Raw genomic sequence first — 24328 nt, 5'->3', positions numbered from 1 at the left:
TTTTTAATGGAGATGGGGGCTGATAAAAAGTGAAAAAAAGATCATTATGGGTTTCAATCGTTGCTCTGTTAGGATTAACGGGCTATTTTTGGGCGAATTCTCATCGTCCAGTTTATGCGATGCACATTATGGAAGGATTTCTACCAATTGGCTGGGCTATCTTTTGGTGGGCAGCTACAATCCCATTTATTGCCGTTGGAGTACGAACAATCACGAAAAATTTAAAAGAAAACCCTGAACTAAAAACGATGCTAGGTCTTTCTGGTGCTTTTGCATTCGTTTTATCTGCGTTGAAAATTCCTTCAGTAACAGGTAGTAGTTCCCATCCAACAGGTGTAGGGTTAGGAACAATTTTACTTGGTCCAACAACAATGAGTGTGTTGGGGACGATTGTTCTTTTGTTTCAATCCCTATTGTTAGCGCATGGTGGGATTACTACGTTAGGGGCGAATGCCTTCTCGATGGCCGTCGTGGGACCGATGTTAACATATGGAGTTTTTAAGCTCGCGAAAAAATTGAATGCATCACTGACTGTGGCGGTTTTTCTAGCAGCCATGCTAGGGGATTTAGGGACATATTTAGTGACATCGGTTCAATTAGCTCTAGCATTCCCAGCTGAAGTGGGTGGAGTTACTGCATCAATGGCTAAGTTTACCGCCATCTTTGGTCTAACACAAGTGCCAATAGCGATTAGTGAAGGCTTACTTACTGTTATTGTGATAAACTTACTTCAAAAATATAATATGACAGAACTGAATATCTTACCGATGATGAAGGGGATAAGATAACATGAAAAATGGAGTATTACTACTTTTGGTTATTCTATTAGCCGTTATTCCTGTAATCTTCCAAAGTGATGCTGAATTCAGTGGGGCTGACGAGCAAGCAGAGCAAGCGATTATGGAAGTTGCATCGAACTACGAGCCATGGTTTGATGCGATATGGGAACCACCAAGTGGAGAGATTGAAAGTTTACTGTTCTCCTTACAAGCAGCTATTGGTGCTATTATCATTGGTTACATATTTGGATATGGGAAGGCCAAGAAAAAGTATACTTCCTCCAATCAATAGCGGAATGAAGGGAATGCAATGATTAAAATTGATGACTATGCGTATACGAGCGGCTTAAAAGATGTTCATCCTGTTGAGAAGGTCAGTTTTGTGCTGACCTTTCTCCTTCTTACAACTTTAACAAGAAATATATTAGTAGCCTGTTTGACGTTTACTGTGATGAGTCTCGGGGTGTTGTTCAAGTCCAACATTCCGTTTCATGTATATTTGAAACTTCTTCTCGTTCCGTTTGCTTTCTTAATAACAAGTGTAATTGCTATTTTCTTTTCTATTACACCTATTTTACCAGAGCATGTAGAAACGGTTTGGCTAGCTTCCGTTGGTTCGTGGCAGATTTATATTAGTCCATACAGTATCCAACAATCCTATCAATTAACAGCAACTGTTATGGCGAGTGTAAGTTGTTTATATTTTCTTATTCTATCAACGCCACTCCAGCAAATTATGTGGGTCTTAAAGATAGCAAGGCTTCCATCCGTTTTTATAGAATTAATCGGGATTACGTATCGATTTATCTATATTTTATTGGAAAAGACGCATGAAATTTTTATCGCCCAATCTAGCAGACTTGGATACCAAAATAATAAAAGTAGCTGGTTGGAGGGCCTTTCACAGCTTATTGTCTGTCTTTTTATTAAATCAATACAATCTGCTAAAGAACTGCAAATCTCAATTGATAGTCGTGGTGGAGATGAGCTCTTGTATGACGTAGAACTACGCATGGGTTATAGTTGGAAACACTTTATCATTATTGCTATTTCTTTTGTCTTACTTTTATGGATATCTATAATTACGTAACGTTGACTGTCTTTTGAAAGGATGTGTGTAAGTGAACGAACCGATTGTAACGTTTGAACAAGTTTCTTATCAATATGCAGATGGAACTTTAGCGTTGGATCGAGTAAATTTGACGATTGAAATAGGGAAGAAGATTGCCATCATTGGTAATAATGGGGCTGGGAAATCGACACTATTTCTCCTGCTGAACGGTATTCTAAAGCCGACAAGTGGTAGTATTTTATTTGACGGGAAAAAGTTAACCTATAGTCGAAAAGAGATGAAAGAGCTTAGGCAACAAGTTGGCATTGTATTTCAAAACCCTGAAACCCAACTGTTTTCGTCTAACGTGTATGATGATATTAAATTTGGTCCAAAGAATTTGCAGTTATCATCAGCTGAAATAGAAAGACGGGTAAATGAAGTCATGATTGTAACGGAAACAGAGTTGCTGAAAGATACCCCTCCTCATTTTTTAAGTATCGGGCAAAAGAAGAGAGTAGCAATTGCTGGGATCGTTGCTATGGATCCAAAGTTAATGGTGCTTGATGAACCGACAGCGGGACTTGACCCTTACTATTCAAAAAAAATAATGGCTTTACTAAAGGTCATGCATCACCCTAATCGGACAATAATATTGTCTACACATAATGTAGACTTAGTCTATGAGTGGGCGGATGAAGTCATAATTTTATTTGATGGACATTTGCTTGCACAAGGATCAGTAGTTGATGTATTTAGAAACACTGAAATTCTTGCAAAAAGCCATTTGCAAAAGCCTTGGATTATGGAAGTATATGAAAGATTTCACGGAACAGATGTAGTCACTCAAAAGTATCCGAAAACGAAAGAAGAGCTATTCGAAATACTGGAAATTGCGAAGTAGTTTAATATGCGAATTCAGCGGGCCTCTGTAAAAGGGGCCTTTTATTTTTTGCAAAGTAACGTTGACAAATATAGAAGGTATAATATATAGTACATTACAACAGTAATGCACTATACTAGCGATTGTAATGTTTATTGTTGATTTCACGGTTCTATTATTGTGTTATTAAGGAGGTGGTCGAATTGTTTCTAAAGACGGAAAGTGCGGAGCCGATCTATGTACAGCTTGCCAAGTGGCTTGAAGGTGAAATATTATCGGGAAATATTAAGGATAATGAGAAGATGTACTCGCAATATCAGCTTGCTGACATGTTTAATATTAACCCAGCGACAGCAGCAAAAGGTATTAATATTCTGGCTGATGAAGGGATTTTATATAAAAAGCGAGGATTAGGTATGTTTGTGACTATGGATGCCAAGGACCAGATTCTGAAAAAGAGAAAGAGCCAAACCTTGCAACAATTGATTGTTGAATTAGTTGTGGAAGCGAGACGGCTGGGTGTCACGGAAGATGAATTATTAGGAATGATTAAGTCTGTTAATAGCAGAGGCACATCATAATTAAACATAAAAAAATCCAGGAAACAACAATAAGAAACAACAAATAATAAATAATGTCGGTTATCAAAAATAGATATTATGATTACAATCAAGGAGGTAATATAATGAATGTCATTGAATGTGCAGGATTAACGAAGAGCTATCGTAATACTAAGGCTATTAAAGACTTATCTTTTACCATAGAAGAGAATAAGATTACTGGTTTAATTGGTAGAAACGGTGCTGGGAAAACAACGCTATTAAAGACCCTTGCAGGATTTTACGAGAGAAGCTCTGGTGATATTAAAGTATTTGGCGAGGAACCATTTAATAGCTTGAAGGTTTCATCGAATATGATTTTTATTGATGATCAAATGATATTCCCTAACGCGCTACCGTTGGTAGAGATATTAGAGTGTGCAAGCACTTTTTATAATCATTGGAACATGAAAATCGCAAAGGGATTGTTCGAATATTTTTCTTTCCACAAAAATCAATATCATAACGACTTATCAAAAGGTATGAAAAGTACTTTTAATATGATTATAGGGCTGGCCTCCCGATGTCCATTAACAATTTTTGATGAACCAACAACGGGTATGGATGCAGCTGTACGTAAGGATTTTTACAGAGCCTTATTAAAGGATTACATCGATCATCCACGGACTATTATTCTATCGAGTCATTTATTGAACGAAATAGAAGATTTGCTAGAGGATGTATTGTTATTAAGAGAGGGTACAATACGACTGCACATGCCAGTGTTAGACCTTAAAGAGTATGCAGTTGGGTTGCTAGGGAAAATGGAAGCCATAGAGCCGTTGGTCATAGATAAGGAGCTATTTTATCGAGAATCTGTCGGAATCAATACAAGCTATATCGTAATTCGCAATGACTTAAATGATGCAGATCGAGCGAAAATACTAGCGGCAGGAATTGAGATTAAGTCAGTAAGTACTAATGATATTTGTGTATATTTGACGAGTAAGACCAAGGGAGGAATCGATGATGTTTTTAACACCAAGTAGAGAGCAATCCATGCTAGATATAGCTAGTAAACAATTTCAATATAAACTAAGGTCTTATTTTGATATATTTATAAGTTTAATGATTGTGCAGTTGATTGGAGTATTATTTTCTTTTAACGGGGTGGGGAGTATGAGCAGTTCCTTTGCTAACCTAACGTTTCAAATTCGAACCATTTCTAATGAAATCATTATTGTCTTCGCAATGATATGGATGTTTAGTATTGCGATAAAATTCTCGACGAAAATGTATCGTGATGTTGATTTTGCGTTCGTATCGAATCGTACGACCAGCACAATCTCTAGTATTGCGGTTTTAGTTACTATTGGAGTTGTAACAGGTATTACTACTTCTCTGCTTGGTATTTTACTACGAGTGATTTCTTTCTTCTATTTAGGTGCGGATGCCATGTCTTATCAATATTTCTATTTATCGCCACAGGAGCTTTTAATGAGTGCGTTGTCGAACACTCTATACGTTATATTAGTAGCTGCTATAGGGTACTTTTTTGGAATGCTTGTGCAGTGGAATAAGATTTTTATAGTGCTTTTACCAACGTTTGTGATTGGTATGTTAATACTAGAAGCTCGTCAAGGTGGCAGCCATAGTTTGACGTATAAGGTAATAGAGTTTTTTATTTATGAAAGCTCTATAGCAGTTTTTGCGCTCAAGGTGATTGTGACCGCGAGTATTCTATTTTTCACTACGATTATCCTATCGAAACGTCTGGAGGTGCGTAGATAATGTCAACTGTTTTAAGTATCGCGTTTATAATATTAATGGCAATACTGATTCGAAGTGGTGTATCTTTCGTTTCAAAACATATCAAGTATCCTAGGATGCGATGGGTACTTAGTATATATCTGGGAGTATTAATACTATCGGTGGGTGTGTTTTATTTCTTGCCTGCTGACCATTTTTCAGAGGATAGCGTCCTTGATAAGCTTACGGGAGATATGATTGGTTATCCTGCATATCCTGATTACTACGATTTAGCCAAACGGGATGTATTGAATGAAACGAATGATGTATTTTTGCAAGGGGAATGGAGTTTCGATATATCTGGGGATAAGCTAGAAATTCTAACACACGACGGAAATTATTACCATGCGCTGGTAATTGCAGAGAGAACCCAGGAACTAGAGGGAAAAATAGAAGTGAAGAGCTACAAAACACCTCACATGGTAGGAACGGTCGATATTACAGATAAAATCATACCGCCTATGATAGATTTGAAAAGTCAGCAGATAATCATCTCGTTTGAACGAGTAAAAATGGAATTTGCAGCTTTCAAAAAGGACTTTACAGTTACACAATTCCAAGAGACTGTATATCGTGATCATACAAGAGGCTTCAGCCATATGTCTGGTCCGATGTTGTTATATTTGCGTATACCACCTACTATGGAATTAAGCGGATTTGTAGATAACGTATTGTATATCAATTAAATACAACAATCTAAATTAGGGTCATCCAATATATGGGAGTCGGATTATCTGGAAAAACACTCTTTGATGAATGGTATCATGATGGTATTGAAGTGATTTCGCCTATAACATTGAATGGCACCACGGATACAATTCTTATTATTGGCCTTTCTATGGAGAGGGTTTATCAAGCTGTTCAAAATAATGTTTTGATTGTCGCAATACTAGGCTTAGGAGTATTCTTGGTAGTTGGAACGGTGTTATATCAAATTTCAAAGGAGACAGTTAAAATTATTCGCCGATTGAACGCGCAAATTGGTCAAATTGCATCGGGAGATTTTTCTAAGGATATGCCAATGGACCTACTTAATAGGAAGAATGAGTTTGGTGAAATTGCAAAAATCATTTCAATCCATGCAGGAATCCATTCGTAGGATCGTTCGTAATATAAATATACGATTTCTTCTCAGGTTGCACAATCATCAGTATGTTTAAATTTTTAGTTTTAAGTGGTTTGCAATGAATAATAGTAGTTGACAAAATGTAATACATTACATACATTGTGTAATGTATTACATTTTTAGTTTTGCTAAGGCAAGCGCTAATGTAAAGAGGAGGAATCAACGAAAATGGAGAACACGGACATTTTACATATGCAGAAGCATATCTTCGGAAACTTATTCTATTTGCGGAACAAATTACAAGTTATTATGGATCAAACGTTAGCACCCTATGATTTGACGACACAACAATGGTACTTGTTAGCTGTAATGGAGGAGTTTTTCCAGACATCACCAACGCTTGGGGAATTGGCAAATCGTATGGGGAGTTCTCACCAAAATGTTAAGCAAATTGCCTTAAAGCTTCAGGGAAAAGGTTTCTTGAGGATGGAGAAAGACTCAGAAGATCGTAGAACAATACGAATCGTAATGACGGACAAAAGCGTAATGATGGCAGAGCAGAGGGGTGCGGAAACAGATATATTTTTCAATAGTTTTTTTCAAGGATTTACTGACAAGGAGCTAACAGATTTATATCACTCTCTTCTTAAACTTTCAAACTAGTTAAAGAAGGAAGCTCTCATTTATAGAAATAGAGTAGGTAATGCCGTTGAGATAAAGACTGATTAGATTCAAGAGGAGGAGTATAGATATGCTAATGCATGTTAATAGAAATAGACTACTATGGATTATCGTTGCAAGTATGGCTTTGATTGCGGCAATCATTGGTGTCATATTACCTAGTATTTACAGCAAAGTATGTAGCGAGGAATTTATGCCAGGAGTAATGTCACAGGATATTGTGACGATTCTATCGGCAGTATCGATTTTGATATTGACGATTCGCTTAAGAGAAGAAAATGTCAAACAGCAGATTACTGTTCTAGGTTTACTAGGGTATATATTTTATGCTTACGGGATTTATGTGATGGAGCGGTTCTATAACCCGTTATATTTCTTATATATGGGGATATTTGGACTTGCATTTTATTCTATCATTTATGCGGTTATATGCTTACTGAATAAGGACGTTCCGTTGGTAAAGGTAACGAAGGGAATCAAGAATGTGTCGATAGGATTCGCCTTATTTATACCAATTTTGTTTTATCCAATGTGGGTTTCGCTATTACTGCCACTCCTTTCAACTGGGGAAAAGATTGAATTTGCCTACTCGGTATTTATCTTAGATATGGTCTTTATCCTGCCGTTGTTTTTCGTAATAGCGTATATGGCGTATAAAAATATGAACATAGGCCTCCTATTATTACCAACATTATTTATAAAAGGTTTTACATTGCTGTTATCCGTTGCCATTGGAGTGATGTTAAAGCCGCTGTATCTGCAAGTTCCTGACTATAGGGAAATGTTTTTGTACCTCAGTGTTTCAATAGTTTTTTTGATTATTACTTTTATCTATTTTAGAAAAATGTCAATTATACGAGTGTAATAAGCAAGCTTCAGATTTAGGAAGGAAATCATCTCTAGATTTGAGGCTTAATTTTGGATTTTCATGTATTTTTGTGTTGATTGTGAAGTTGTTACTATTGACAATTATATCAGTTGCCGATATAATCGGAATACGATATATCGTCTGACGATGTAACGTTATCAAGGCCATTATGGTGGTATGTTCAATTTTAGGAGGTATGATATGCCAGAACGTACGGATCGTGATCGTGCAGCACTAACGGAAGCTGTTTATTATATTTTACTTGCATTACACACACCTAGACATGGGTATGGAATTATGCAATATGTCAAAGATTTGAGTCGTGAACGAGTGAATTTGGGGCCGGGTACATTATATGGCGCAATCAACACAATGCTTGAGAAGCGCTGGATACAAGCATTAGCTTCTGATATGGACAGTCGAAAGAAGGAATATCAAATCACAGACCTCGGTAAACAGGTCATCCTTGATGAGATTAATCGATTGCAAGAATTACTGGATAACGGGAAAATGATAATTCGGGGTGAGAAATCTTGAAATTAATAGTAAGAAAACTATTTATCAATTTTGAAAAAGAAGAAAAGTGGTTAAATCAAATGGCAGCTAAAGGACTATTTCTAATTGACTACTCGTTCGGGCGCTACGTCTTTGATAAGGGGCTACCGGGCGAATACAGTTATCGCATAGAATTATTAGATCAACTTCCATCAAGTGTTGAGAGTAGAGCATATTTAGAATTTATGGAGTCAGCAGGAGTAGAATGTGTTGCAACGTATTTTCGGTGGGTTTATTTCCGAAAGTCTTCAAAGGAAGGACCTTTTGATTTATATTCTGACTATGATTCAAAAATCAAGCATTACAAAAAAGTGGCAACATTCACCGCTATAGCAGGCTTCCTTAATCTTTTCGTCGCCCTATCAAACACCCACGTAGCCTTAGGGTCCATAGGCGAAGGGAACGGTGTAGTGCTCCTCGCTCTTACATCATTAAACTGGTTAATTGTCGTATTGTTAGCTCCGATGATATATTCATTTATTCGAACGATACGACATTTAAAACGGGAAAAGCAACTGTATGAATAAGCTATAACGGCAAGTCGCGACTTCGAAATAGTAAGATACCACCAGCGTAACAAGCGCATGCAATCACTATCAAGATGATGTTCGGCATAATGGGGAACGTGTCTCCAATAATAGTACTCGGCTGGAATAGTGTGAAAATCGTTAGGTATTGCAGCCAATCAAGTGTAGGGCTCACATTGGCTAATAAATTGATTATGAAAAATGCAACTGGAATTCCTGCGCCAAAGGCAAGGGAATTTTTTGTGTCATTAAATAGGCAGGAGAAGAAGAAACATATTCCACTAATTGCAAAGAATAATAGCATGGCTGAGACGTTCATTTGAATAAAAGCGCGCACGTGTAGCTCCCCGGCAAATAACCACTGGGCGATTGTTATGCCCAATATAGTGATGAACGTGAATATAACAGCAATACTCATTAGTAGATAGATTGCTTGAGTAGTAACGATAGTGAAACGTGTATTGGGAGTAGATAGAAGATATGCCATTGAACCACTATCTACGTGCTTTGCTATCAGGCGATTCGCAACAATAATCGAGTAAATCATCGGAAAAAGAATCACGATAAAGCCGTAGTAGTAACTGCTAACAAACCCGATTAAGTTAGTTTCTATAGTGTCATAGCCCATAGCTTTCACGAGCTCTTGCGGTAGGGTAGCGAGTAATGCGTTTAGAGCTTCATTACCTTCTGGATCATACATCGATAAGATGATAGCCAAATACATAAACATCACTGCTAAAATTATGATTCCTATCACCCAATTTGACTTGATTGTACTTTTTAGTAGTGGATAACTCATAGTTACTGTCCTTTCGATCCGTAATATTTCATAAATAACTGCTCGAGATTTTGCGTACGGTGATCAAATCCTGTTACTTTGCATTTGGCAAGGGTATGAAACAAATGTTGGAAATCTCCGCTAACAACAACCTCTACACGGTTTCCAGAGGAGTTTGAAATTTCTAATTTACTTTCTCTAATCCAGTCAATATCTGCTTGGGATTCTACTGTTATCACGAAGGCTTTTCGCTGAGCGGCCTTCAATGAATGGATATCCTCTATAGCTACTACTTTCCCTTCTCGTATAATCCCTACTCGGTCACAAGTGCGATCAATTTCCTCAAAACTATGGGATGACATTAGAATTGTTTTTCCCCGTGCTTTTTCTTCTAGAATCAATTCCACAAAGGTAGTTTGCATCAGGGGGTCTAAACCACTAGTTGGCTCATCTAAAATATATACCGTAGGATCGTGCATAAAGGCGGTAATGATGCCTAATTTCTGCTTCATTCCTTTCGACATTTTTCGAATATTCGTCCGAACATCGAGATTAAACCGATCGATAAGTTCTGTTTGACGTTTTGTATTTTTCATCCCACGCATTGCTGTCATGAACGCGAGGAACTCTTTGCCACTCATATGGTCAAAAAACGAAATCTCACCAGGAAGATAGCCAAGAGAGTATTGAACCTCCGCTGCGTCCTTCCAACAATCGTAACCGATGACAGAGCAAGTCCCATTATCGGCCTTAATAAAGCCTAGTAAATGCCGTATTGTAGTTGTCTTTCCAGCGCCATTTGGCCCAAGATAGCCAAAGATCTCGTTCTGGTTTACACGAAAGGAAAGATCAAAGATTCCTTTGTTATTCCCGTAGGCTTTCGTTAATGCGTGTACTTCAATCATTGCGTTCACTCCAAAAGTATGATAATTGGTAGTATTTCTAAAATATCCTTGAATATAAGTAAAAGTAAGAATATAATCAAATTTCATGGAACATTATGGAATACACTAGGGAGGGGATATTATGTACAAATATTTAATTGGCATTTTTGTGTTTTTGATTCTTATAGTTTCCGTGTTGGTGATTAGCTCGAAGATTGCCAACCGTTTATTTCATAAGCAAGTAAATCTAGAAGTTCAAGAAATGTTCGATAAGAATATAGGGCAAATTCAAGACACTAGTGTTAGGATTGTAGATTTACAAAGGCTGCCACTGATTGTACAACAATGGTTAAAGCAATCTCAAATTATTGAAAAGGAATACATCTCCAGTGTGCGCTCTAAACAAACAGCAAAACTTAGATTAAAACCCGATCAAAAATGGATGAGTTCAACATCAGAACAATATTTCACCGTAGATAAGCCTGCTTTTATATGGAAAGCGCGTATCGAAGCTGCTCCTCTTCTTCATATTGTAGGTCGCGACATGTATCTTGAAGGGAACGGGAATATGCTGATTAAGGTTCTTTCACTATTTACTGTTGCTGACGGAAAAGGTGCTGAAGTTGACCAGGGCTCTTTGGTGCGATATTTAGCAGAAATGGTGTGGTTTCCGACAATGGCACTAAGTGATCTTATCACCTGGGAAACTGTTGACGATCGATCTGCTAAGGCTTCTATGACGTATATGGGCGTAAGGGCAGAAGGTATATTTACATTTAACGAGCTAGGTGAAGTCACTTTATTTGAGGCCATGCGGTATGGCGACTTCGGTGGTGAATACCGCTTAGAAAAGTGGGTCATTCAACTGAGCGATACCAAGGAGTTTCATGGATACCGAGTACCAACAAAAGGAGAAGTTATTTGGAAGCTGCCGGAGGGAGATTTTAGCTGGTATCATTTTGAACTTAAAGATATTGAATTTAATGTACCACATGCATACTAGAAAGGAGTACACTGATGAATACATTAATTGTATACGCATCGAAGCATGGTAGCACAGAGAAATGTGCCAATATCATTGCAGAGAATTTACGCAAACATAGTCAAGATTCTGTTGATATAATAAACGTGAAAAGCAAACAAGGGCAGGCGGGTTGCGATTTTGCTTTGTATGACCGAATTATTATTGGCAGCTCTATCTATGTGGGTCAAACACAAAAAGAAGTGAAAGAATTTTGCAGAACAAATTTACCAATACTTTTACAAAAACAAATTGGATTGTTCATTTGCTGTATGTTCGATGAAGAGCGTGCAGAAATGCAATTGCAGACAGGATTCCCAGAAGAATTAGTTAGACATGCAACAGCCAAGGAAGTTCTTGGTGGCGAATTCCAATTTCAGAAAATGAATTTCCTTGAAAAAATTGCCGTGAAATTGGCATCTAAAAATAACGGTGATGTCAAGAAAGCTAACACAAGTCAGGATATTTCCACGATATCTAGTGAAAAAATCAATAAATTTGTAAATAATATAATAAAAATCTCTATAAATACTTAAAATATACCGCGGTTATGTTATAATATGTATCATGTACTTTCTCGTAAATGTTTTTTAGATCTCCTACTAGTCGCTGCTCATACATGAAAACTATTGGGGCGGTGTTAATATGCAATTAGACACGAAATACGGCAATCTCCGGGGTGTTAGCTTAGTACATCGCTATCCTAACGGAGCGGTTGAGGACTGTACTCTGGCAGAAAAAAATGTCATTACAATTGGGGATGGAAAATTTGTACCACAATATATTGATGACGGTGTTAGAAGAAAATACACAAGATCTGTATCTTTTTACGAAGACGGGTCGGTGAAGAGTATTGTTCTGCAGCAGAAACAGGTAATCCAAACTTCTGTAGGGATTTTACCTGTGGAACACATTATCTTTTACTCTAGCGGAAATGTTAAGCGCGTGTTCCCTTTGAATGGAAAGATTACAGGCTATTGGACGGAAGATGATGAATACGAATTGGCGGAAGAGCTGAGCTTTGATTTTCCGTTTGGGAAAATATCAGGCAAAATCATTGGAATATATTTCTATGATGGTGGAGATGTCAAGAGTTTAACGTTTTGGCCCAAGCAAAGGTTTGAAGTATTGACACCGGTAGGGTTGATTAGAGTCCGCTACGGTTTATCAGTATATCCCGATGGAAGCTTAAAAACTGTTGAGCCTGCAGTACCTACAACAATTATGACGCCAATTGGCCCAATTCAAGCATTTGATTCGAATGCCCACGGCATTAATGCTGACGTAAATTCGTTGGTATTCCATGAAGACGGACGGTTGAAAGCTCTAACAACTTCACTTCATCGAATTGAAATTACCGATAAGCAAGGGAACTTAACAATCTTTGAGCCTTCATTAACGCCGAATTTATTCAATCCAGAACAAATGGATATCAATCCGTTACGTATCGAATTTGATAATGAATATGTTCGTGTGAATGGGGAATCAATCTTTGATGTGAACGATACTAATATAGAAGTTACATCTTTCACTGTAAATAAAAAGTTATGCAGTAGCTGTTCAAATTGCACGGCCTGTGGATAAGGATAAAGGTATGCTATAAACAAAACTTGGCATACACCAAGTCCTTAAGATGCAGGTGAATGCCTTAGTTGCCGTTATACTATCAACATTAAATTTATAAATTCAGATAGTATAAATAAAGGCTGATTCAATGGTCGAGGTGTTGACCGTTTGAATCAGCTTTTTTCTATATATGATGGACTATTCTATTGGTAAAGATTAGTAATCGTGAAAGAATAGCTAAAATAGACATAATTGCTTGGTTGCGTTAAACTTTAGAAAATAAGCTAAAGATTTACTAGTAATCATATATGGATGTATGTATATTTAATTTACTGAGGAGTGATTGGATGAAACATATTTTCGACCATAATATTGATAGGAAAAATACAAACGCCGTCAAATGGGATCAAAACAGGGCGTTCTGTGGTGAGGATGACGTGCTACCGTTTTGGGTTGCCGATATGGATTTCCCAAGTCCTGAACCTGTTGTTCAAGCTCTTAAGCATAGGGCAGAGCATGGAATTTACGGTTATACTGCGCATAGCGAGTCTTATATGAATTCGATTCTTAATTGGGTTTCTAGAAGGCATGATTGGCACATAGACAAAGGCTGGATTGCTACGGTGCCAACGGTTTTGTATGGGATTACTTTGATTATGCGGTCCTTTTCTGAGCCAGGAGACCATATTGTGATTCAACCGCCTGTTTACCATCCTTTTGCAAGGATTATTCAAGATAACGATCGGGAAATTGTACATAATGAATTAGTTTATCATGAGGGTCGTTATGAAATGGATTTCGACGATTTAGAAGAAAAGTTAAAACACCCGAAAGCCAAGCTATTTCTACTGTGCAGTCCACATAATCCAGTGGGACGAGTTTGGACCCATGAAGAATTAAAGCGAGTTGGAGAGTTATGTATAAGACATAATGTACTGATAATTTCCGATGAGATTCACTGGGACATAGTATTGAGAGGACACAAGCACATTCCGATGGCTTCTATTAGCGAGGAAATAGCTCAGAGGACGTTTACTTCCACTGCGCCAACGAAAACCTTTAATATGGCAGGGTTACATATATCGAATATGATCATCCCTAATCAAGCGTTTAAGAAAGTAATTGATTTTGAAATTCGGAAAGCAGCTCTAAATGATAATAACGTTTTTGGTCTGACAGCATTAGAGAATGCCTATACGTCAGGTGAGGAGTGGCTAGACGAACTACTTGCTTACTTGGAAGGTAACTTACAATTAATAGAGGCATTCGCAGAAGAACATTGGCCTAAAGTGAAAGTAATTCCACTAGAAGGAACATATCTTGTATGGCTAGATGTAAGTGCGTTAGGAATCGACGGAGTTTCGTTACAAAAAAGGTTAGTTCAAGAAGCAAAGGTTGCCCTACATATGGGTAAAACCTTTGGATCAGGGGGAGAAGGATTTATTCGAATGAATATTGCATGTCCTAAATCCATGATAGAGCAGGGCCTAACACAGATGAAGGAAATATTGAAATAAACAAATACTAAATATGAAGACGATAAGATGAAGAGACTCAACGACATAGCTGAGTCTCTTTGTGATGATTAGGAAATTTTATGGCAACAAGGCTTTTCTTTTTTCTTACCTTTTTTATCCCACTTTGGAGCAAAGCCGCTCTTCTCCATTTTTTCATAATACTTATCCATACGGGAGTTAATCTTATCAGCTTTCTCTTTTGATAAAACACCATACTCAACATACTTAGACATTAAAAGTTTTTTCTTAGCAATGATGTCTTTATGAATCGATGCTAGCTCTTTTTTCTGTTGATCGGTAAACTGAACAGTCTTCTCTGGTTGCTCCGCATTTACTTCAGCTGCTAAAGCAGGTAATCCACCAATGATTAATGTACATACTAATGTTACGGCAATGGTTAACCACAGATTACGCATGAATCAACACCTCCTTTTTATTGAGAGCTATTTATATTTTCTGTTTTAATGTTGCAAATTATAATAGTACTAAATGCAAGGAATACCAATATTTCTTTACACTCAAGTTTTTTCTAATTTATAAAATAGCTCCTGTGAATTTAATAGCAGATAATGTATAATCATTAAGGAATGAATTTCTGATACAAACTACGGTGGATTCATGTATAGGAGATAAATGGTTTACAAACAATAAACATAGAAATCTGGAGGGGATACAATGAAAATTAAGCCAGTGGAAAAGCTTAAATTGTATGGATTTAATAACCTTACAAAGACATTAAGCTTTAACTTTTATGATATTTGTTATGCAAAAGATATCGAACAAAGACAAAAGTACATTGAATACATCGATGAAGAATATAATGCAAAGCGTTTGGTTCATATTTTGTCTGAAGTAGCGAATATTATTGGAGCTAATATTCTGAACATTGCCAATCAAGACTATGACCCACAAGGTGCTAGCGTAACAATGCTAGTAGCGGAGAATGAAGTTGTGAATGAAACCGATCCACCAATCAACATGGCAGCTTCAGAAGGGCCTGGTCCTGATAAGGATAAGATTGAAAAGGATTCGGTTGTTGGTCATTTGGACAAGAGTCATATTACGGTACATACGTATCCAGAGAACCACCCTGATAAAGGGATTAGCACGTTCCGAGCAGATATTGACGTATCTACCTGTGGTGAAATATCGCCATTGAAAGCTCTGAATTATTTAATGACAAGTTTTGAACCGGATATCTGCTATATTGATTATCGCGTACGCGGATTTACTCGTGACGTCAATGGGAATAAGTTTTATATTGACCACAAAATAAATTCTATTCAAAATTTCATGAATAGCAAAACCCGTGAAATGTATGACATGATTGATGTAAACGTATATCAAGAAAACATTTTTCATACGAAAATGTTACTAAGAGAGTTTGATTTAAATCACTATTTGTTTGGCACAGATAAGAAGGACTTGCTACCAAGAGAAAGAGGAAAAATCAAACAAAGAATTAAAAAGGAAATGCTTGAGATTTACTACGGTCGAAATATAGACAAGGTTTAACAATCATTATATACCGCAAAACGCCGGGATGAAGCGCTTTTATCAATGTTACTATTTGATAAAAGCGTTTTTTTTGTGTTCTTCCATTCTCCAATAAAAAAGTTGTGAATTATACAGTAGTCCTATTGCTTCTCTAAAATATAAAAAAAATTTATATAATATTGTGAAAACATATTGAATATTTTAAACAATACTATTAGAATACAAATATAAAGGTTTAAATTATAATAATTCTAAAATGAATGAATATAATGGAGGTGAAGGAATAGTTTTCTTACGAAAAGGAGTAAAAAAACTCATGTAGTTAAAATAGGAGGTAAATCATGAAAAAATTATTAGGTATTGCATTAGTAACGGTATTATCACTATCTTTAGTAGCTTGCGGGGGGAATGACGCGGCTAGTAGCCCAACTCCAGCACCAGTAACCAATGAAATTCCACCGATTCCAGCAGGATATGAAGATGCACGCATTATCAATTTAGACTTTACACCACAAACAATTGTACCGAACTCTATTACGTTAAAAGCTGGGGAAAAGGTTGTATTTGAAATTGTAAATACAGATCCAGACGGAGAACATAACTTTTTAAGTAAAGAGATTGGCTTACCAGAGATTCTTGTTGATGGTGGTCAAACGGTAAGAAGTGGTTGGGAAGTTCCAAATAAGCCAGGTACATACGAGCCATTATGCACAATTCACCCTTGGATCAAAATGACATTTGTTGTTGAAGAATAATTTTTAGTACGGAAGTGTTTTTGGTAAGTAATTATTTGAGCCAATTTCATGGCAAAAAGTGTCTAGAGCTTGGCTCAACTAATTTATTTATAAAAATTATAAGGGGAGAAGCAAAACATGAAAAAACGGACTTTATTATTACTTGCTTTAGTTGCAGTGTTTAGCATTGCGACGCTAACTGCTTGTGGCGGCACAACTACATCAACACCTGCTGCTGCGCCTGAAGCACCTGCAGTTGATCCTAGAACGGTATTTGCGCCATTAGGAGCAATGCCGATTCCTGAAGACAACCCAATGACTGACGAGAAAATCGAATTAGGAAAGATGTTATACTTCGACAAGAGATTATCTGGTGATGACACAATTAGCTGTGCTAGCTGTCACGAGCCTGCAAAAGGTTGGAGCGACAACCGTAAGACTTTCTTAGGGTTCCAAGGTAACGTAGGTGTGCGTAACTCACCATCAATCATTAACTCTGGACATTACAGCTTACAGTTCTGGGATGGAAGAATGAAGACTTTAGAAGAGCAAGCATTAGGTCCTATTCAAGATAAAGGTGAAATGAACTTATCTTTAGATGAGTTATTAGTAAAGTTAAATGCAGTACCTGAGTATGTTGAAAGATTCCAAAAAGTATTCAATAGTGAAATTACTACAGATGGTGTAGCGAAAGCTATCGCTGCATTTGAAAGAACAATCGTAATCAATGACTCTGAGTTCGACAAGTGGTTAGCTGGTGATGAATCAGCACTATCTGCGGAAGCAAAAGAAGGTATGAAGTTGTTCGTTGGTAAAGCGAACTGTATCCAATGCCATAATGGCGCTAGCTTAACAGATAACAACTTCCACAATGTTGGAATTGAGAATGACAATTTAGGAAGAGCAAACTTCACTAAGAACCCAGAAGATTCTGGTAAGTACAAGACACCTGCATTAAGAGGAATTGGTCATACAGCTCCTTACATGCATAATGGTACAGTTGCTACATTAGAGGACGTTGTAGAATACTTCAATAAAGGTGGAGACAACCACACGAACAAGAGTGTTCTAATCAAACCACTTAACTTAAGTGATGCTGAAAAAGCAAACTTAGTAGCATTCTTGAAGTCATTAAATGGCACACTTCCAATCGTTGATGAGCCAACACTTCCTTAATTTTACTAAATAATAGAAAAGCCACCTTGCTTAGAGGTGGCTTTTTTTAAAAAAAAAGGCGGGTGAACGAATGAAACGTAAAATTGCATATTTATTTCTGATTTTGCTTGTAGTACAGTTCATTATTCCTCTACCGCAAGCAAGTGCAGATCAAGTTGTTAAAATTACTGTTCATGCGAAACAATATGAATTTGTACCAAATAAAATTAATGTCAAACAAGGTGATCGTGTGAAAATCACATTGATTGCTGATGATGTAACACACGGGCTATTTATTGATGGATATGATATAAAAGCATACGATCAACCAAAAGATCCAGAAGTTGGCATTATTGAATTTGTTGCTGACAAGACGGGAAACTTTACGTTCCGTTGTCCGATTGTGTGTGGGCCTATGCATCCTTTTATGATTGGAACTTTAGTGGTAGATCCGAATCCCACGTTCCCAATCGCTTTATTTTTAACAATTGGCATTGGAATGACAAGTCTATTCTATGTTTATAGAAGAAGTGATGAGCTTGTTAAAAACGTCCAAGCACCAAAAGAAGGCATTGATTTAAACAAAAAATATCCGTGGTTAGAATATATCTTAAATCAACGATGGATTATATATCTAATATTTATCGTAAATACTTTCTTTTTTGCGATAGTAATCTTTGCAGGATTTGCAGGTACTAACGTTGGGAACGCGAATTTCTCATTGATATTTGTTTGGATTTTATGGTGGGCACTACTGATCATCATACTACTACCAATCGGGGGACGATTATGGTGTACGATTTGTCCTATACCTGCTCCTGGGGAATGGATTGACAGAAGAGCATTTATAGATAAAGGCTGTGAAAAGGCTCCATCTGTAGCAATTAAAGGGTGGCCGAAGGGACTTAAGAATATCTGGCTACAAAACTGGTCATTTTTATTAGTTGCTTTATTTAGTGGAATCATTCTTACGCGTCCATTGGCTACTTCTATTGTTTTAAGTTTCTTTATAGTGTTAGCAATTATTACTACAGTGATTTACGGAAAACGTATTTTCTGCCGTTATATGTGCCCAGTAGGGGGCTTTATCGGATTATACTCATTACTTGCACCACTTGGGGTCCGTGTCCGTGACAAAGGAACATGCCGTGCTCACAAGGATAAAGAGTGTATTGTTGGAAATGAAAAGGCATATGGTTGTCCATGGATGGAAACTCCTTGGACGATGGAAAGAAACGCTTACTGTGGACTTTGTTTAGAATGTTTCAAGAGTTGTTCACAGAAGAATATTGCCCTAAACTGGCAAAGCTTTGGTGCAGACTTATTAGTGGAAAAAGGCAAGAAGTTAGATGAAGCTTACAAGGCTTTCATTATGTTGACTTGCGCATTAGCATATTCGGTAATCTTCCAAGGTCCATGGGGAATCTTCAAGACTTGGGCGAACATGAGTATGCCTGGGTTCTTCATTTACGCAGGTGGATTCCTAGTCTTAAACTTATTGATCGTACCACTTCTGTTCGCGTTATTTGTTTGGATTGGTAAAGGGCTAGCATTTAAAGACTTCTCTAAAATAGGGCATATTTTCACGCCAATTGTAGACATGTTAAAATCGACAAAGAGTATGTTTGTTCCAAGTAGTGCGCAAGCAGAAGCAGCGGCTACAGCAGAAAAATCAGCGAATCCTAGTGAGTCATTTAAGAAACTATTCATTGATTTGTCGTATGTATTAGTGCCGATGGGATTAGCATGCTGGATGGCGTTTAGCGTATCCTTCCTGTTTATCAATATTGTCTATATTTTACATGTAATATCTGATCCATTTGGGTGGGGTTGGAACTTGTTTGGAACAAAAGGATTAGAGTGGAAACCAGTAGGAACTGGAGTATATCCATATATTCAAGCTTTCATCTTGTTCTTTGGTCTTATTTATTCCAATTGGATTGGAGCAAAAATCATTGCAAAGTATCCATTAGATAAAGGCCAGAAGTTTAGATTGCTATTACCAATTACAGTGTTTTTAATGGCAATTACAGCTTTATTCTTATGGTTATATATCTAAGAAACCTTGATGGGAGGGATATACATGCGTATGAAGGAATTTTTAGCTGGGGCCTTTGCGGTTTTTATCATACTGGTTGTTCCTGTGGGAGCAATCTTAGGGGATAATGCTACGAAAGATCCAGATGTAATTGATGTTTATTTGCGAGCTCACGAAAAAGGTGGATTCTCTCCTAGTAGAATCGTTGTTCAGGAAGGTCAACTTGTGAAATTGCGGTTGATTAGTGAAGATGTATCTCATGGGTTTTCTATCGGGGAATTAGGTGTTGATTCCGGAAGAATCAAGCCAGGAGAGATTAAAGTTATAGAATTTATTGCTGAAGGACCTGGAGAATATGGTTATGTATGTAATATAATATGCAGTCCGTTACATGCAAAAATCAGGGGAACATTAATTGTACAATAATTGTATTCTAGAGCTTACATCTTACATGTAATAATGAATCTTATAAAACTGCTGAAAACTCAGCAGTTTTATTTTTTTTAGGCTAATTCGTCAATCGAAATCATATATCTGGCATATAAAGACATATAGAGAATAAAGAAAACTAGAGTTCAGATGTAGTTTTTACTCCACATGAACTCTAGTTGCACTTATTTCGAAGCTTGGCGGCACTTATCTCTCACTATCACCTAAGGGTACGTAATGGTTCTAACTATTTTAAAAATAGAAGACCATTCTTAGAAGTGGGAGTATTCGTAACGACGCTGAGATTAATTTGGAGGTGTCTTTATGTATCACTATAGCTCAGACCATATTCCGAAATCGCAAAATCGTAGACCTGGAATACAGACAACCATGACATCGATTACAATTCATAATACGGCGAACCCAACAAGCACTGCAAAGAATGAACGTGGTTGGTTATTAAATCAATATAACACGCGTACAGCTAGCTGGCACATTGCCATTGATGAGAAAGAAGCAATAGAAGCGATTCCTTTAAATGAAGTTGCATGGCATGCAGGGAACCGAGAGGGGAATTACTCAAGCATTGGCATCGAGATATGTGAGAGTGGGGACCAGGATAAAGTTTGGAAGAACGCAGTGCATCTAGTCGCTACTATGTTGCATGATAGGAAATGGGATACAGATCGAATAAAGACTCATAAATATTGGAGTGGGAAAGACTGTCCGCGACTTATATTACCAAAATGGAATACGTTCATTTCTAGTGTAGAAGAACAATTAGAACTAATCCATAAAGAAGAAGTTCAAAACGCGAACCAAAATCAATTCGCAGATATTCCAGAATGGAAAAAAGAAGGACCGGTCTATCTATCAAAGCAAGGGCTACTCAATAATCCTGAGCAATGGTTACAGACATTAGATGATCCGATGCCGACATGGGCAGCTATGCTACTATTAAAACGAATCCATGAAGATACGAAAGGAAGATCATAATGGAGCAAATTATAAATGTAATATCTGTGTATTATATTGATGTGATAGTGCTGTTTGTATTTGCAGGGATTTCACTATATCTATATAAAACTTCGAACCATGAATTATTAAAGAAAATGATTCTTTCTTTAGTTGTCGAGGCAGAGAAGCAACTGGGTAGCAAAACTGGAGAGCTAAAATATGCATTAGTTGTGGAAAAATTATATGGTGTAATGCCGCCAATTTTAAGACTCTTGTACTCGAAAAAGAAAATTGATTCCATGATTGAGGATGCTGTCGATTATCTAAAACGCTATCTTTCAGATGGAAAAAACTTAATGGGATATGACTCGGAAAATATTTAAATTCATCGTTGACAGCAAACATATGTTCGGTTATTATTAAATTACAAATAGAACATAGGTTTGATTCTTTTTTCGAGAATTCGTACATAGATTAGAGACATAAACGAAATGGACAAGTATAGGAGGAGTTAGCAATGAATGTAAAAGTGAAGGTATGGAGATCGATGTCTAAGCGTCAGAGATACTTAATGTTGTTGGCAATAGCTACCTACCAAAAACAAAAGCGCCAAGAATCGATTGCAATTATATAATGAAATGTAAGGCGGTACGGCTTTGGCTGTATACCGCCTTTTTTATTGCAAAAAAAGGAATTCGTAGGAGTTTATAGAAATACTTATTATACGAAATTATCACGTGAGGAGCTGACCTTTTTGCCACAACAATTGCGTTTATTCGTATCAATAGCAGCTGCCATACTTACGATAGTCCTCTCTTTTAGTGATGCTAGTGCTAATAGTGTTTGGAAAGAAACAAAGACAGTTACAGTCAATCAAGCAGCGAAAACGGTGCAAATCGTTTACATTAACTTATCTGACCGCTCAATTGAGATAAGACCAGTTACAGCGAAAGATCAAATAGGATTAACCGAATCATTGGAGAGCATGGCCAAGAGGACCAATGCGATAGCAGCCATCAATGGAACATTTTTTAATGCGTATACAGATGACAGACAACCGCATGGAGTCATCCAGAAAAATGGGGTAGTTTTGCATAGTGGTTCTTCAGGAAGTGTATCCGGATTTGATGGAAATAATAGACTTATGATAGCAAACCTGAATCCGAAAATCATCGGCGGAAAGAACGGCTCATGGGAGTGGCCAAATAATTGGCATGCATGGGGGTTTAACCATGATACGACATCCAATTCACCAAACGCCATTATGCTGTTTACACCTGAACATAAGGGCGGAATTACTTCCGGGAATCATGCCTTTTCTGTGGTCGTCGATAACGGGAAAGTCACTCGCATCGTGAACGAGAATACTACCATACCGAAAACGGGATATGTCATTCGTATCGGGAGAGACGCAGGGGAACAGTGGCAGAACTTCTTTAAAGTAGGAGATATGGTAGATTATACGGTAGATTTTCAAGCGAAGACACCTTCACAAAATATAAGCTGGGATTCGGTTCGTCATTCCTTAGGAGCAGGACCAATTTTAGTGCATAAGGGCAAGGTAGATGTGGATTTTGTAAGAGATCAAATGCCAGACCCGAAGATTACCTCAAATATTGGGATGAGAAGTTTTATTGGGGTAAAGAGTGATGGTACATTAGGGCTTGGTACCGTTACAGCTGTAACAGTACAGCAACTTGCGACAGTGGTGAAAGACCTTGGTTTTATAGAAGCAATGAATCTTGATGGTGGGGCATCATCGGGATTATATTATAATGGTTCGCACTTGACGAAGCCTGGGCGAGAATTGAGTAATGCATGGGTTATTATTAAACACCCACATAACATGCCGCGTTTACATGTGAATGGGACAGAGTTATATTCTGATGTTAACGCGTACATGGATTTTATCAATGGTGATCGAAACCGTGGGGTGACAATGATTCCTGTACGAGGAGTGCTAGAGAAGACGGGAGCGACAATTTCTTGGGATGCCAGTTCGAAAAAGGTTACAGCTGTAAGGGGTAACACGAAAGTCGAACTTACGACAGACTCAAAAGTCGCCATTGTCAATGGAGCACCGCAGACGTTAGAGATGCCGGCAACCATCCGCTCGAACCGTGTTTTTGTTCCGCTACGCTTTCTTTCTGAGGCGTTAGGTGATGATGTTTCATGGAATCAAAAGGAGTTCATGGTCACAATTCAAAGTTCGGCGTCCAATCAGACAGCAAATTCTACAATATCGGATTTGTTCAATAGAGCACAGACTGCATATCAAGCGAAGGAATATGGGGTTGCAGCCGCTGCGTATAAGCAGTATGTAGCAAGCGTGACAAATGTAGACGAGTCCACTTATAACAGTTGGGGTTGGAGTGCCTATAATGCTGGAATATTTGATGATGCAATCCTAGCATTCCAAGGGTACACGGAGAAATTTCCGAACAAAACAGGTGGATACTATGGATTAGCTGTTATTTATAGCCATAGCCAAGTTGGGAATTATGAGATGGCAAAGCAAAATTATCAAAAGGTGTTAGAAGTAGATTCTAATGGAACCCATGCAGACTATGCACGAAAGTTCTTAGATACATCGAATGAGCTTTTAAATAAGGCACAGAAAACATATATTGAGAAAGATTATGCGAATGCTGCTATTCTTTATAAAGAGTACATCCAACAGGTTCCAAATGCAGAAGCCACTGCTTACCATAGTTGGGGTTGGAGCGCATATAATGCTCGCATGTTTGATGACGCAATTCTCGCTTTCCAGAGTTATGCGAATCGATACCCGAACTCTTCTGCTGGAGCATATGGATTAGCCATCACTTATAGACATAGTACTGTCAACAAACCTGCACTAGCAAAGCAATATTATGAAAAAGTAATTGAAATTGAACCTAATAGCACCAATGCGAATTATGCTAGAGAGTACTTACTCACTGTAAAATAGTAGAGGATAAAATAATTCTTATGTGCACAGAAAAGGGAACGCAG

General features: G+C 37.5%; 28 protein-coding genes. 25 read left to right on the top strand and 3 right to left on the bottom strand.

Translation table 11 applies throughout. From position 1 onward, the window contains the following. Positions 1-29: 29 nt before the first annotated feature. The 13 genes from BHU72_RS09565 (at position 30) to BHU72_RS09505 (ending at position 8758) form a co-directional block, all read left to right on the top strand. A complete protein-coding gene (locus tag BHU72_RS09565) occupies positions 30-788 on the top strand; it encodes an energy-coupling factor ABC transporter permease (RefSeq protein ID WP_245671886.1) in 759 nt (252 codons plus the stop codon). Position 789: 1 nt separating this feature from the next. After that, on the top strand, positions 790-1071 hold the full coding sequence (locus BHU72_RS09560) for an energy-coupling factor ABC transporter substrate-binding protein (RefSeq protein ID WP_069702410.1): 282 nt from the start codon (positions 790-792) through the stop codon (positions 1069-1071). Positions 1072-1089: 18 nt separating this feature from the next. Beyond that, positions 1090-1869, top strand: a complete 780-nt coding sequence (cbiQ, locus tag BHU72_RS09555) for a cobalt ECF transporter T component CbiQ (protein ID WP_069702409.1) — start codon at positions 1090-1092, stop codon at positions 1867-1869. A 31-nt stretch (positions 1870-1900) separates the two neighbouring features. Next, positions 1901-2734 carry an energy-coupling factor ABC transporter ATP-binding protein gene (locus tag BHU72_RS09550; RefSeq protein WP_069702408.1) on the top strand — a complete coding sequence of 278 codons (834 nt, stop codon included), beginning with the start codon at positions 1901-1903 and terminating at the stop codon, positions 2732-2734. Between the two features lie 182 nt (positions 2735-2916). Then, positions 2917-3294, top strand: a complete 378-nt coding sequence (locus BHU72_RS09545) for a GntR family transcriptional regulator (protein WP_069702407.1) — start codon at positions 2917-2919, stop codon at positions 3292-3294. Positions 3295-3398: 104 nt separating this feature from the next. Beyond that, the gene (locus BHU72_RS09540; protein ID WP_069702406.1) at positions 3399-4301 is read left to right on the top strand and encodes an ATP-binding cassette domain-containing protein; all 903 of its coding nucleotides are present in this window, start codon (positions 3399-3401) and stop codon (positions 4299-4301) included. Further along, entirely contained in the window at positions 4282-5043 is a 762-nt protein-coding gene (locus tag BHU72_RS09535) for a hypothetical protein (RefSeq protein WP_069702405.1), read from the top strand. The genes BHU72_RS09540 and BHU72_RS09535 overlap by 20 nt, the downstream gene beginning before the upstream one ends. Continuing rightward, complete coding sequence (locus tag BHU72_RS09530) at positions 5043-5747, top strand: hypothetical protein (RefSeq protein ID WP_069702404.1); 705 nt, start codon at positions 5043-5045, stop codon at positions 5745-5747. Before BHU72_RS09535 ends, BHU72_RS09530 begins: the two co-directional genes overlap by 1 nt. 32 nt (positions 5748-5779) lie before the next feature. Then, on the top strand, positions 5780-6160 hold the full coding sequence (locus tag BHU72_RS09525) for a HAMP domain-containing protein (protein WP_069702403.1): 381 nt from the start codon (positions 5780-5782) through the stop codon (positions 6158-6160). Positions 6161-6355: 195 nt separating this feature from the next. Then, positions 6356-6790: a MarR family winged helix-turn-helix transcriptional regulator gene (locus BHU72_RS09520; protein WP_069702402.1), complete on the top strand. Its 435-nt coding sequence runs from the start codon at positions 6356-6358 to the stop codon at positions 6788-6790. 88 nt (positions 6791-6878) lie between these two features. Beyond that, positions 6879-7673 carry a hypothetical protein gene (locus BHU72_RS09515; RefSeq protein WP_069702401.1) on the top strand — a complete coding sequence of 265 codons (795 nt, stop codon included), beginning with the start codon at positions 6879-6881 and terminating at the stop codon, positions 7671-7673. A gap of 204 nt (positions 7674-7877) precedes the next feature. Next, the gene (locus BHU72_RS09510) at positions 7878-8213 is read left to right on the top strand and encodes a PadR family transcriptional regulator (protein WP_069702400.1); all 336 of its coding nucleotides are present in this window, start codon (positions 7878-7880) and stop codon (positions 8211-8213) included. Continuing rightward, a complete protein-coding gene (locus BHU72_RS09505) occupies positions 8210-8758 on the top strand; it encodes a DUF2812 domain-containing protein (RefSeq protein ID WP_069702399.1) in 549 nt (182 codons plus the stop codon). Before BHU72_RS09510 ends, BHU72_RS09505 begins: the two co-directional genes overlap by 4 nt. Position 8759: 1 nt before the next feature. On the opposite strand, the gene BHU72_RS09500 is transcribed toward BHU72_RS09505, so the two are convergent. Then, positions 8760-9557, bottom strand: coding sequence for an ABC transporter permease subunit (locus BHU72_RS09500; RefSeq protein WP_069702398.1), 798 nt, complete (start codon positions 9555-9557; stop codon positions 8760-8762). A 2-nt stretch (positions 9558-9559) separates the two neighbouring features. Continuing rightward, entirely contained in the window at positions 9560-10441 is an 882-nt protein-coding gene (locus BHU72_RS09495) for an ABC transporter ATP-binding protein (protein ID WP_069702397.1), read from the bottom strand. Positions 10442-10562: 121 nt separating this feature from the next. Here BHU72_RS09495 and BHU72_RS09490 point away from each other — a divergent pair, with 121 nt between their 5' ends. The 4 genes from BHU72_RS09490 to BHU72_RS09475 all read left to right on the top strand — a co-directional run bounded on the left by BHU72_RS09490 (position 10563) and on the right by BHU72_RS09475 (position 14524). Next, positions 10563-11423: a DUF6920 family protein gene (locus BHU72_RS09490; RefSeq protein ID WP_069702396.1), complete on the top strand. Its 861-nt coding sequence runs from the start codon at positions 10563-10565 to the stop codon at positions 11421-11423. A gap of 14 nt (positions 11424-11437) precedes the next feature. Beyond that, positions 11438-11977 (top strand): flavodoxin domain-containing protein, encoded by a 540-nt coding sequence (locus tag BHU72_RS09485; RefSeq protein ID WP_069702395.1) that lies wholly within the window; start codon positions 11438-11440, stop codon positions 11975-11977. Positions 11978-12086: 109 nt separating this feature from the next. Further along, on the top strand, positions 12087-13025 hold the full coding sequence (locus tag BHU72_RS09480; RefSeq protein WP_069702394.1) for a hypothetical protein: 939 nt from the start codon (positions 12087-12089) through the stop codon (positions 13023-13025). 329 nt (positions 13026-13354) lie between these two features. Then, positions 13355-14524: a MalY/PatB family protein gene (locus tag BHU72_RS09475; protein ID WP_069702393.1), complete on the top strand. Its 1170-nt coding sequence runs from the start codon at positions 13355-13357 to the stop codon at positions 14522-14524. A 68-nt stretch (positions 14525-14592) separates the two neighbouring features. Here the strand turns inward: BHU72_RS09475 and BHU72_RS09470 are convergent, their stop codons facing one another. Then, entirely contained in the window at positions 14593-14940 is a 348-nt protein-coding gene (locus BHU72_RS09470; RefSeq protein WP_069702392.1) for a YckD family protein, read from the bottom strand. 259 nt (positions 14941-15199) lie between these two features. Between BHU72_RS09470 and speD the strand changes: the two genes are divergently transcribed. From speD to BHU72_RS09430, 8 genes are all read left to right on the top strand, one after another. Beyond that, positions 15200-16039, top strand: coding sequence for an adenosylmethionine decarboxylase (gene speD / locus BHU72_RS09465; RefSeq protein WP_069702391.1), 840 nt, complete (start codon positions 15200-15202; stop codon positions 16037-16039). Positions 16040-16362: 323 nt separating this feature from the next. After that, a complete protein-coding gene (locus tag BHU72_RS09460) occupies positions 16363-16776 on the top strand; it encodes a cupredoxin domain-containing protein (protein WP_069702390.1) in 414 nt (137 codons plus the stop codon). Between the two features lie 117 nt (positions 16777-16893). After that, complete coding sequence (locus tag BHU72_RS09455) at positions 16894-17931, top strand: cytochrome-c peroxidase (protein WP_069702389.1); 1038 nt, start codon at positions 16894-16896, stop codon at positions 17929-17931. Positions 17932-18001: 70 nt separating this feature from the next. Next, entirely contained in the window at positions 18002-19969 is a 1968-nt protein-coding gene (locus tag BHU72_RS09450; RefSeq protein ID WP_069702388.1) for a 4Fe-4S binding protein, read from the top strand. A gap of 24 nt (positions 19970-19993) precedes the next feature. Further along, positions 19994-20374 carry a cupredoxin domain-containing protein gene (locus BHU72_RS09445; protein WP_069702387.1) on the top strand — a complete coding sequence of 127 codons (381 nt, stop codon included), beginning with the start codon at positions 19994-19996 and terminating at the stop codon, positions 20372-20374. Positions 20375-20701: 327 nt separating this feature from the next. Beyond that, positions 20702-21373 (top strand): peptidoglycan recognition protein family protein, encoded by a 672-nt coding sequence (locus BHU72_RS09440; protein ID WP_069702386.1) that lies wholly within the window; start codon positions 20702-20704, stop codon positions 21371-21373. Beyond that, entirely contained in the window at positions 21373-21717 is a 345-nt protein-coding gene (locus BHU72_RS09435) for a hypothetical protein (RefSeq protein ID WP_069702385.1), read from the top strand. Before BHU72_RS09440 ends, BHU72_RS09435 begins: the two co-directional genes overlap by 1 nt. Before the next feature lie 371 nt (positions 21718-22088). Beyond that, the gene (locus BHU72_RS09430; protein WP_069702384.1) at positions 22089-24284 is read left to right on the top strand and encodes a stalk domain-containing protein; all 2196 of its coding nucleotides are present in this window, start codon (positions 22089-22091) and stop codon (positions 24282-24284) included. Positions 24285-24328: the final 44 nt, after the last annotated feature.

This window comes from Desulfuribacillus stibiiarsenatis (assembly GCF_001742305.1).
In the GTDB taxonomy this organism is placed as follows: Bacteria; Bacillota; Bacilli; order Desulfuribacillales; family Desulfuribacillaceae; genus Desulfuribacillus_A; species Desulfuribacillus_A stibiiarsenatis.
Note: the sequence above shows the minus strand (reverse complement) of the source record. Positions and strands in the feature narration are given on the sequence as shown.

Bases quoted from the DNA above. Each gene is read 5' to 3' on its own strand.
- BHU72_RS09535 (WP_069702405.1), top strand. From the start codon at position 4,282: ATGTTTTTAACACCAAGTAGAGAGCAATCCATGCTAGATATAGCTAGT.
- BHU72_RS09460 (WP_069702390.1), top strand. From the start codon at position 16,363: ATGAAAAAATTATTAGGTATTGCATTAGTAACGGTATTATCACTATCT.
- BHU72_RS09500 (WP_069702398.1), bottom strand. From the start codon at position 9,557: ATGAGTTATCCACTACTAAAAAGTACAATCAAGTCAAATTGGGTGATA.
- BHU72_RS09530 (WP_069702404.1), top strand. From the start codon at position 5,043: ATGTCAACTGTTTTAAGTATCGCGTTTATAATATTAATGGCAATACTG.
- BHU72_RS09510 (WP_069702400.1), top strand. From the start codon at position 7,878: ATGCCAGAACGTACGGATCGTGATCGTGCAGCACTAACGGAAGCTGTT.
- BHU72_RS09445 (WP_069702387.1), top strand. From the start codon at position 19,994: ATGCGTATGAAGGAATTTTTAGCTGGGGCCTTTGCGGTTTTTATCATA.
- cbiQ (WP_069702409.1), top strand. From the start codon at position 1,090: ATGATTAAAATTGATGACTATGCGTATACGAGCGGCTTAAAAGATGTT.
- BHU72_RS09520 (WP_069702402.1), top strand. From the start codon at position 6,356: ATGGAGAACACGGACATTTTACATATGCAGAAGCATATCTTCGGAAAC.
- BHU72_RS09440 (WP_069702386.1), top strand. From the start codon at position 20,702: ATGTATCACTATAGCTCAGACCATATTCCGAAATCGCAAAATCGTAGA.
- BHU72_RS09495 (WP_069702397.1), bottom strand. From the start codon at position 10,441: ATGATTGAAGTACACGCATTAACGAAAGCCTACGGGAATAACAAAGGA.
- BHU72_RS09470 (WP_069702392.1), bottom strand. From the start codon at position 14,940: ATGCGTAATCTGTGGTTAACCATTGCCGTAACATTAGTATGTACATTA.
- BHU72_RS09525 (WP_069702403.1), top strand. From the start codon at position 5,780: ATGGGAGTCGGATTATCTGGAAAAACACTCTTTGATGAATGGTATCAT.
- speD (WP_069702391.1), top strand. From the start codon at position 15,200: ATGAAAATTAAGCCAGTGGAAAAGCTTAAATTGTATGGATTTAATAAC.
- BHU72_RS09450 (WP_069702388.1), top strand. From the start codon at position 18,002: ATGAAACGTAAAATTGCATATTTATTTCTGATTTTGCTTGTAGTACAG.
- BHU72_RS09490 (WP_069702396.1), top strand. From the start codon at position 10,563: ATGTACAAATATTTAATTGGCATTTTTGTGTTTTTGATTCTTATAGTT.
- BHU72_RS09485 (WP_069702395.1), top strand. From the start codon at position 11,438: ATGAATACATTAATTGTATACGCATCGAAGCATGGTAGCACAGAGAAA.
- BHU72_RS09475 (WP_069702393.1), top strand. From the start codon at position 13,355: ATGAAACATATTTTCGACCATAATATTGATAGGAAAAATACAAACGCC.
- BHU72_RS09480 (WP_069702394.1), top strand. From the start codon at position 12,087: ATGCAATTAGACACGAAATACGGCAATCTCCGGGGTGTTAGCTTAGTA.
- BHU72_RS09560 (WP_069702410.1), top strand. From the start codon at position 790: ATGAAAAATGGAGTATTACTACTTTTGGTTATTCTATTAGCCGTTATT.
- BHU72_RS09540 (WP_069702406.1), top strand. From the start codon at position 3,399: ATGAATGTCATTGAATGTGCAGGATTAACGAAGAGCTATCGTAATACT.
- BHU72_RS09435 (WP_069702385.1), top strand. From the start codon at position 21,373: ATGGAGCAAATTATAAATGTAATATCTGTGTATTATATTGATGTGATA.
- BHU72_RS09515 (WP_069702401.1), top strand. From the start codon at position 6,879: ATGCTAATGCATGTTAATAGAAATAGACTACTATGGATTATCGTTGCA.
- BHU72_RS09455 (WP_069702389.1), top strand. From the start codon at position 16,894: ATGAAAAAACGGACTTTATTATTACTTGCTTTAGTTGCAGTGTTTAGC.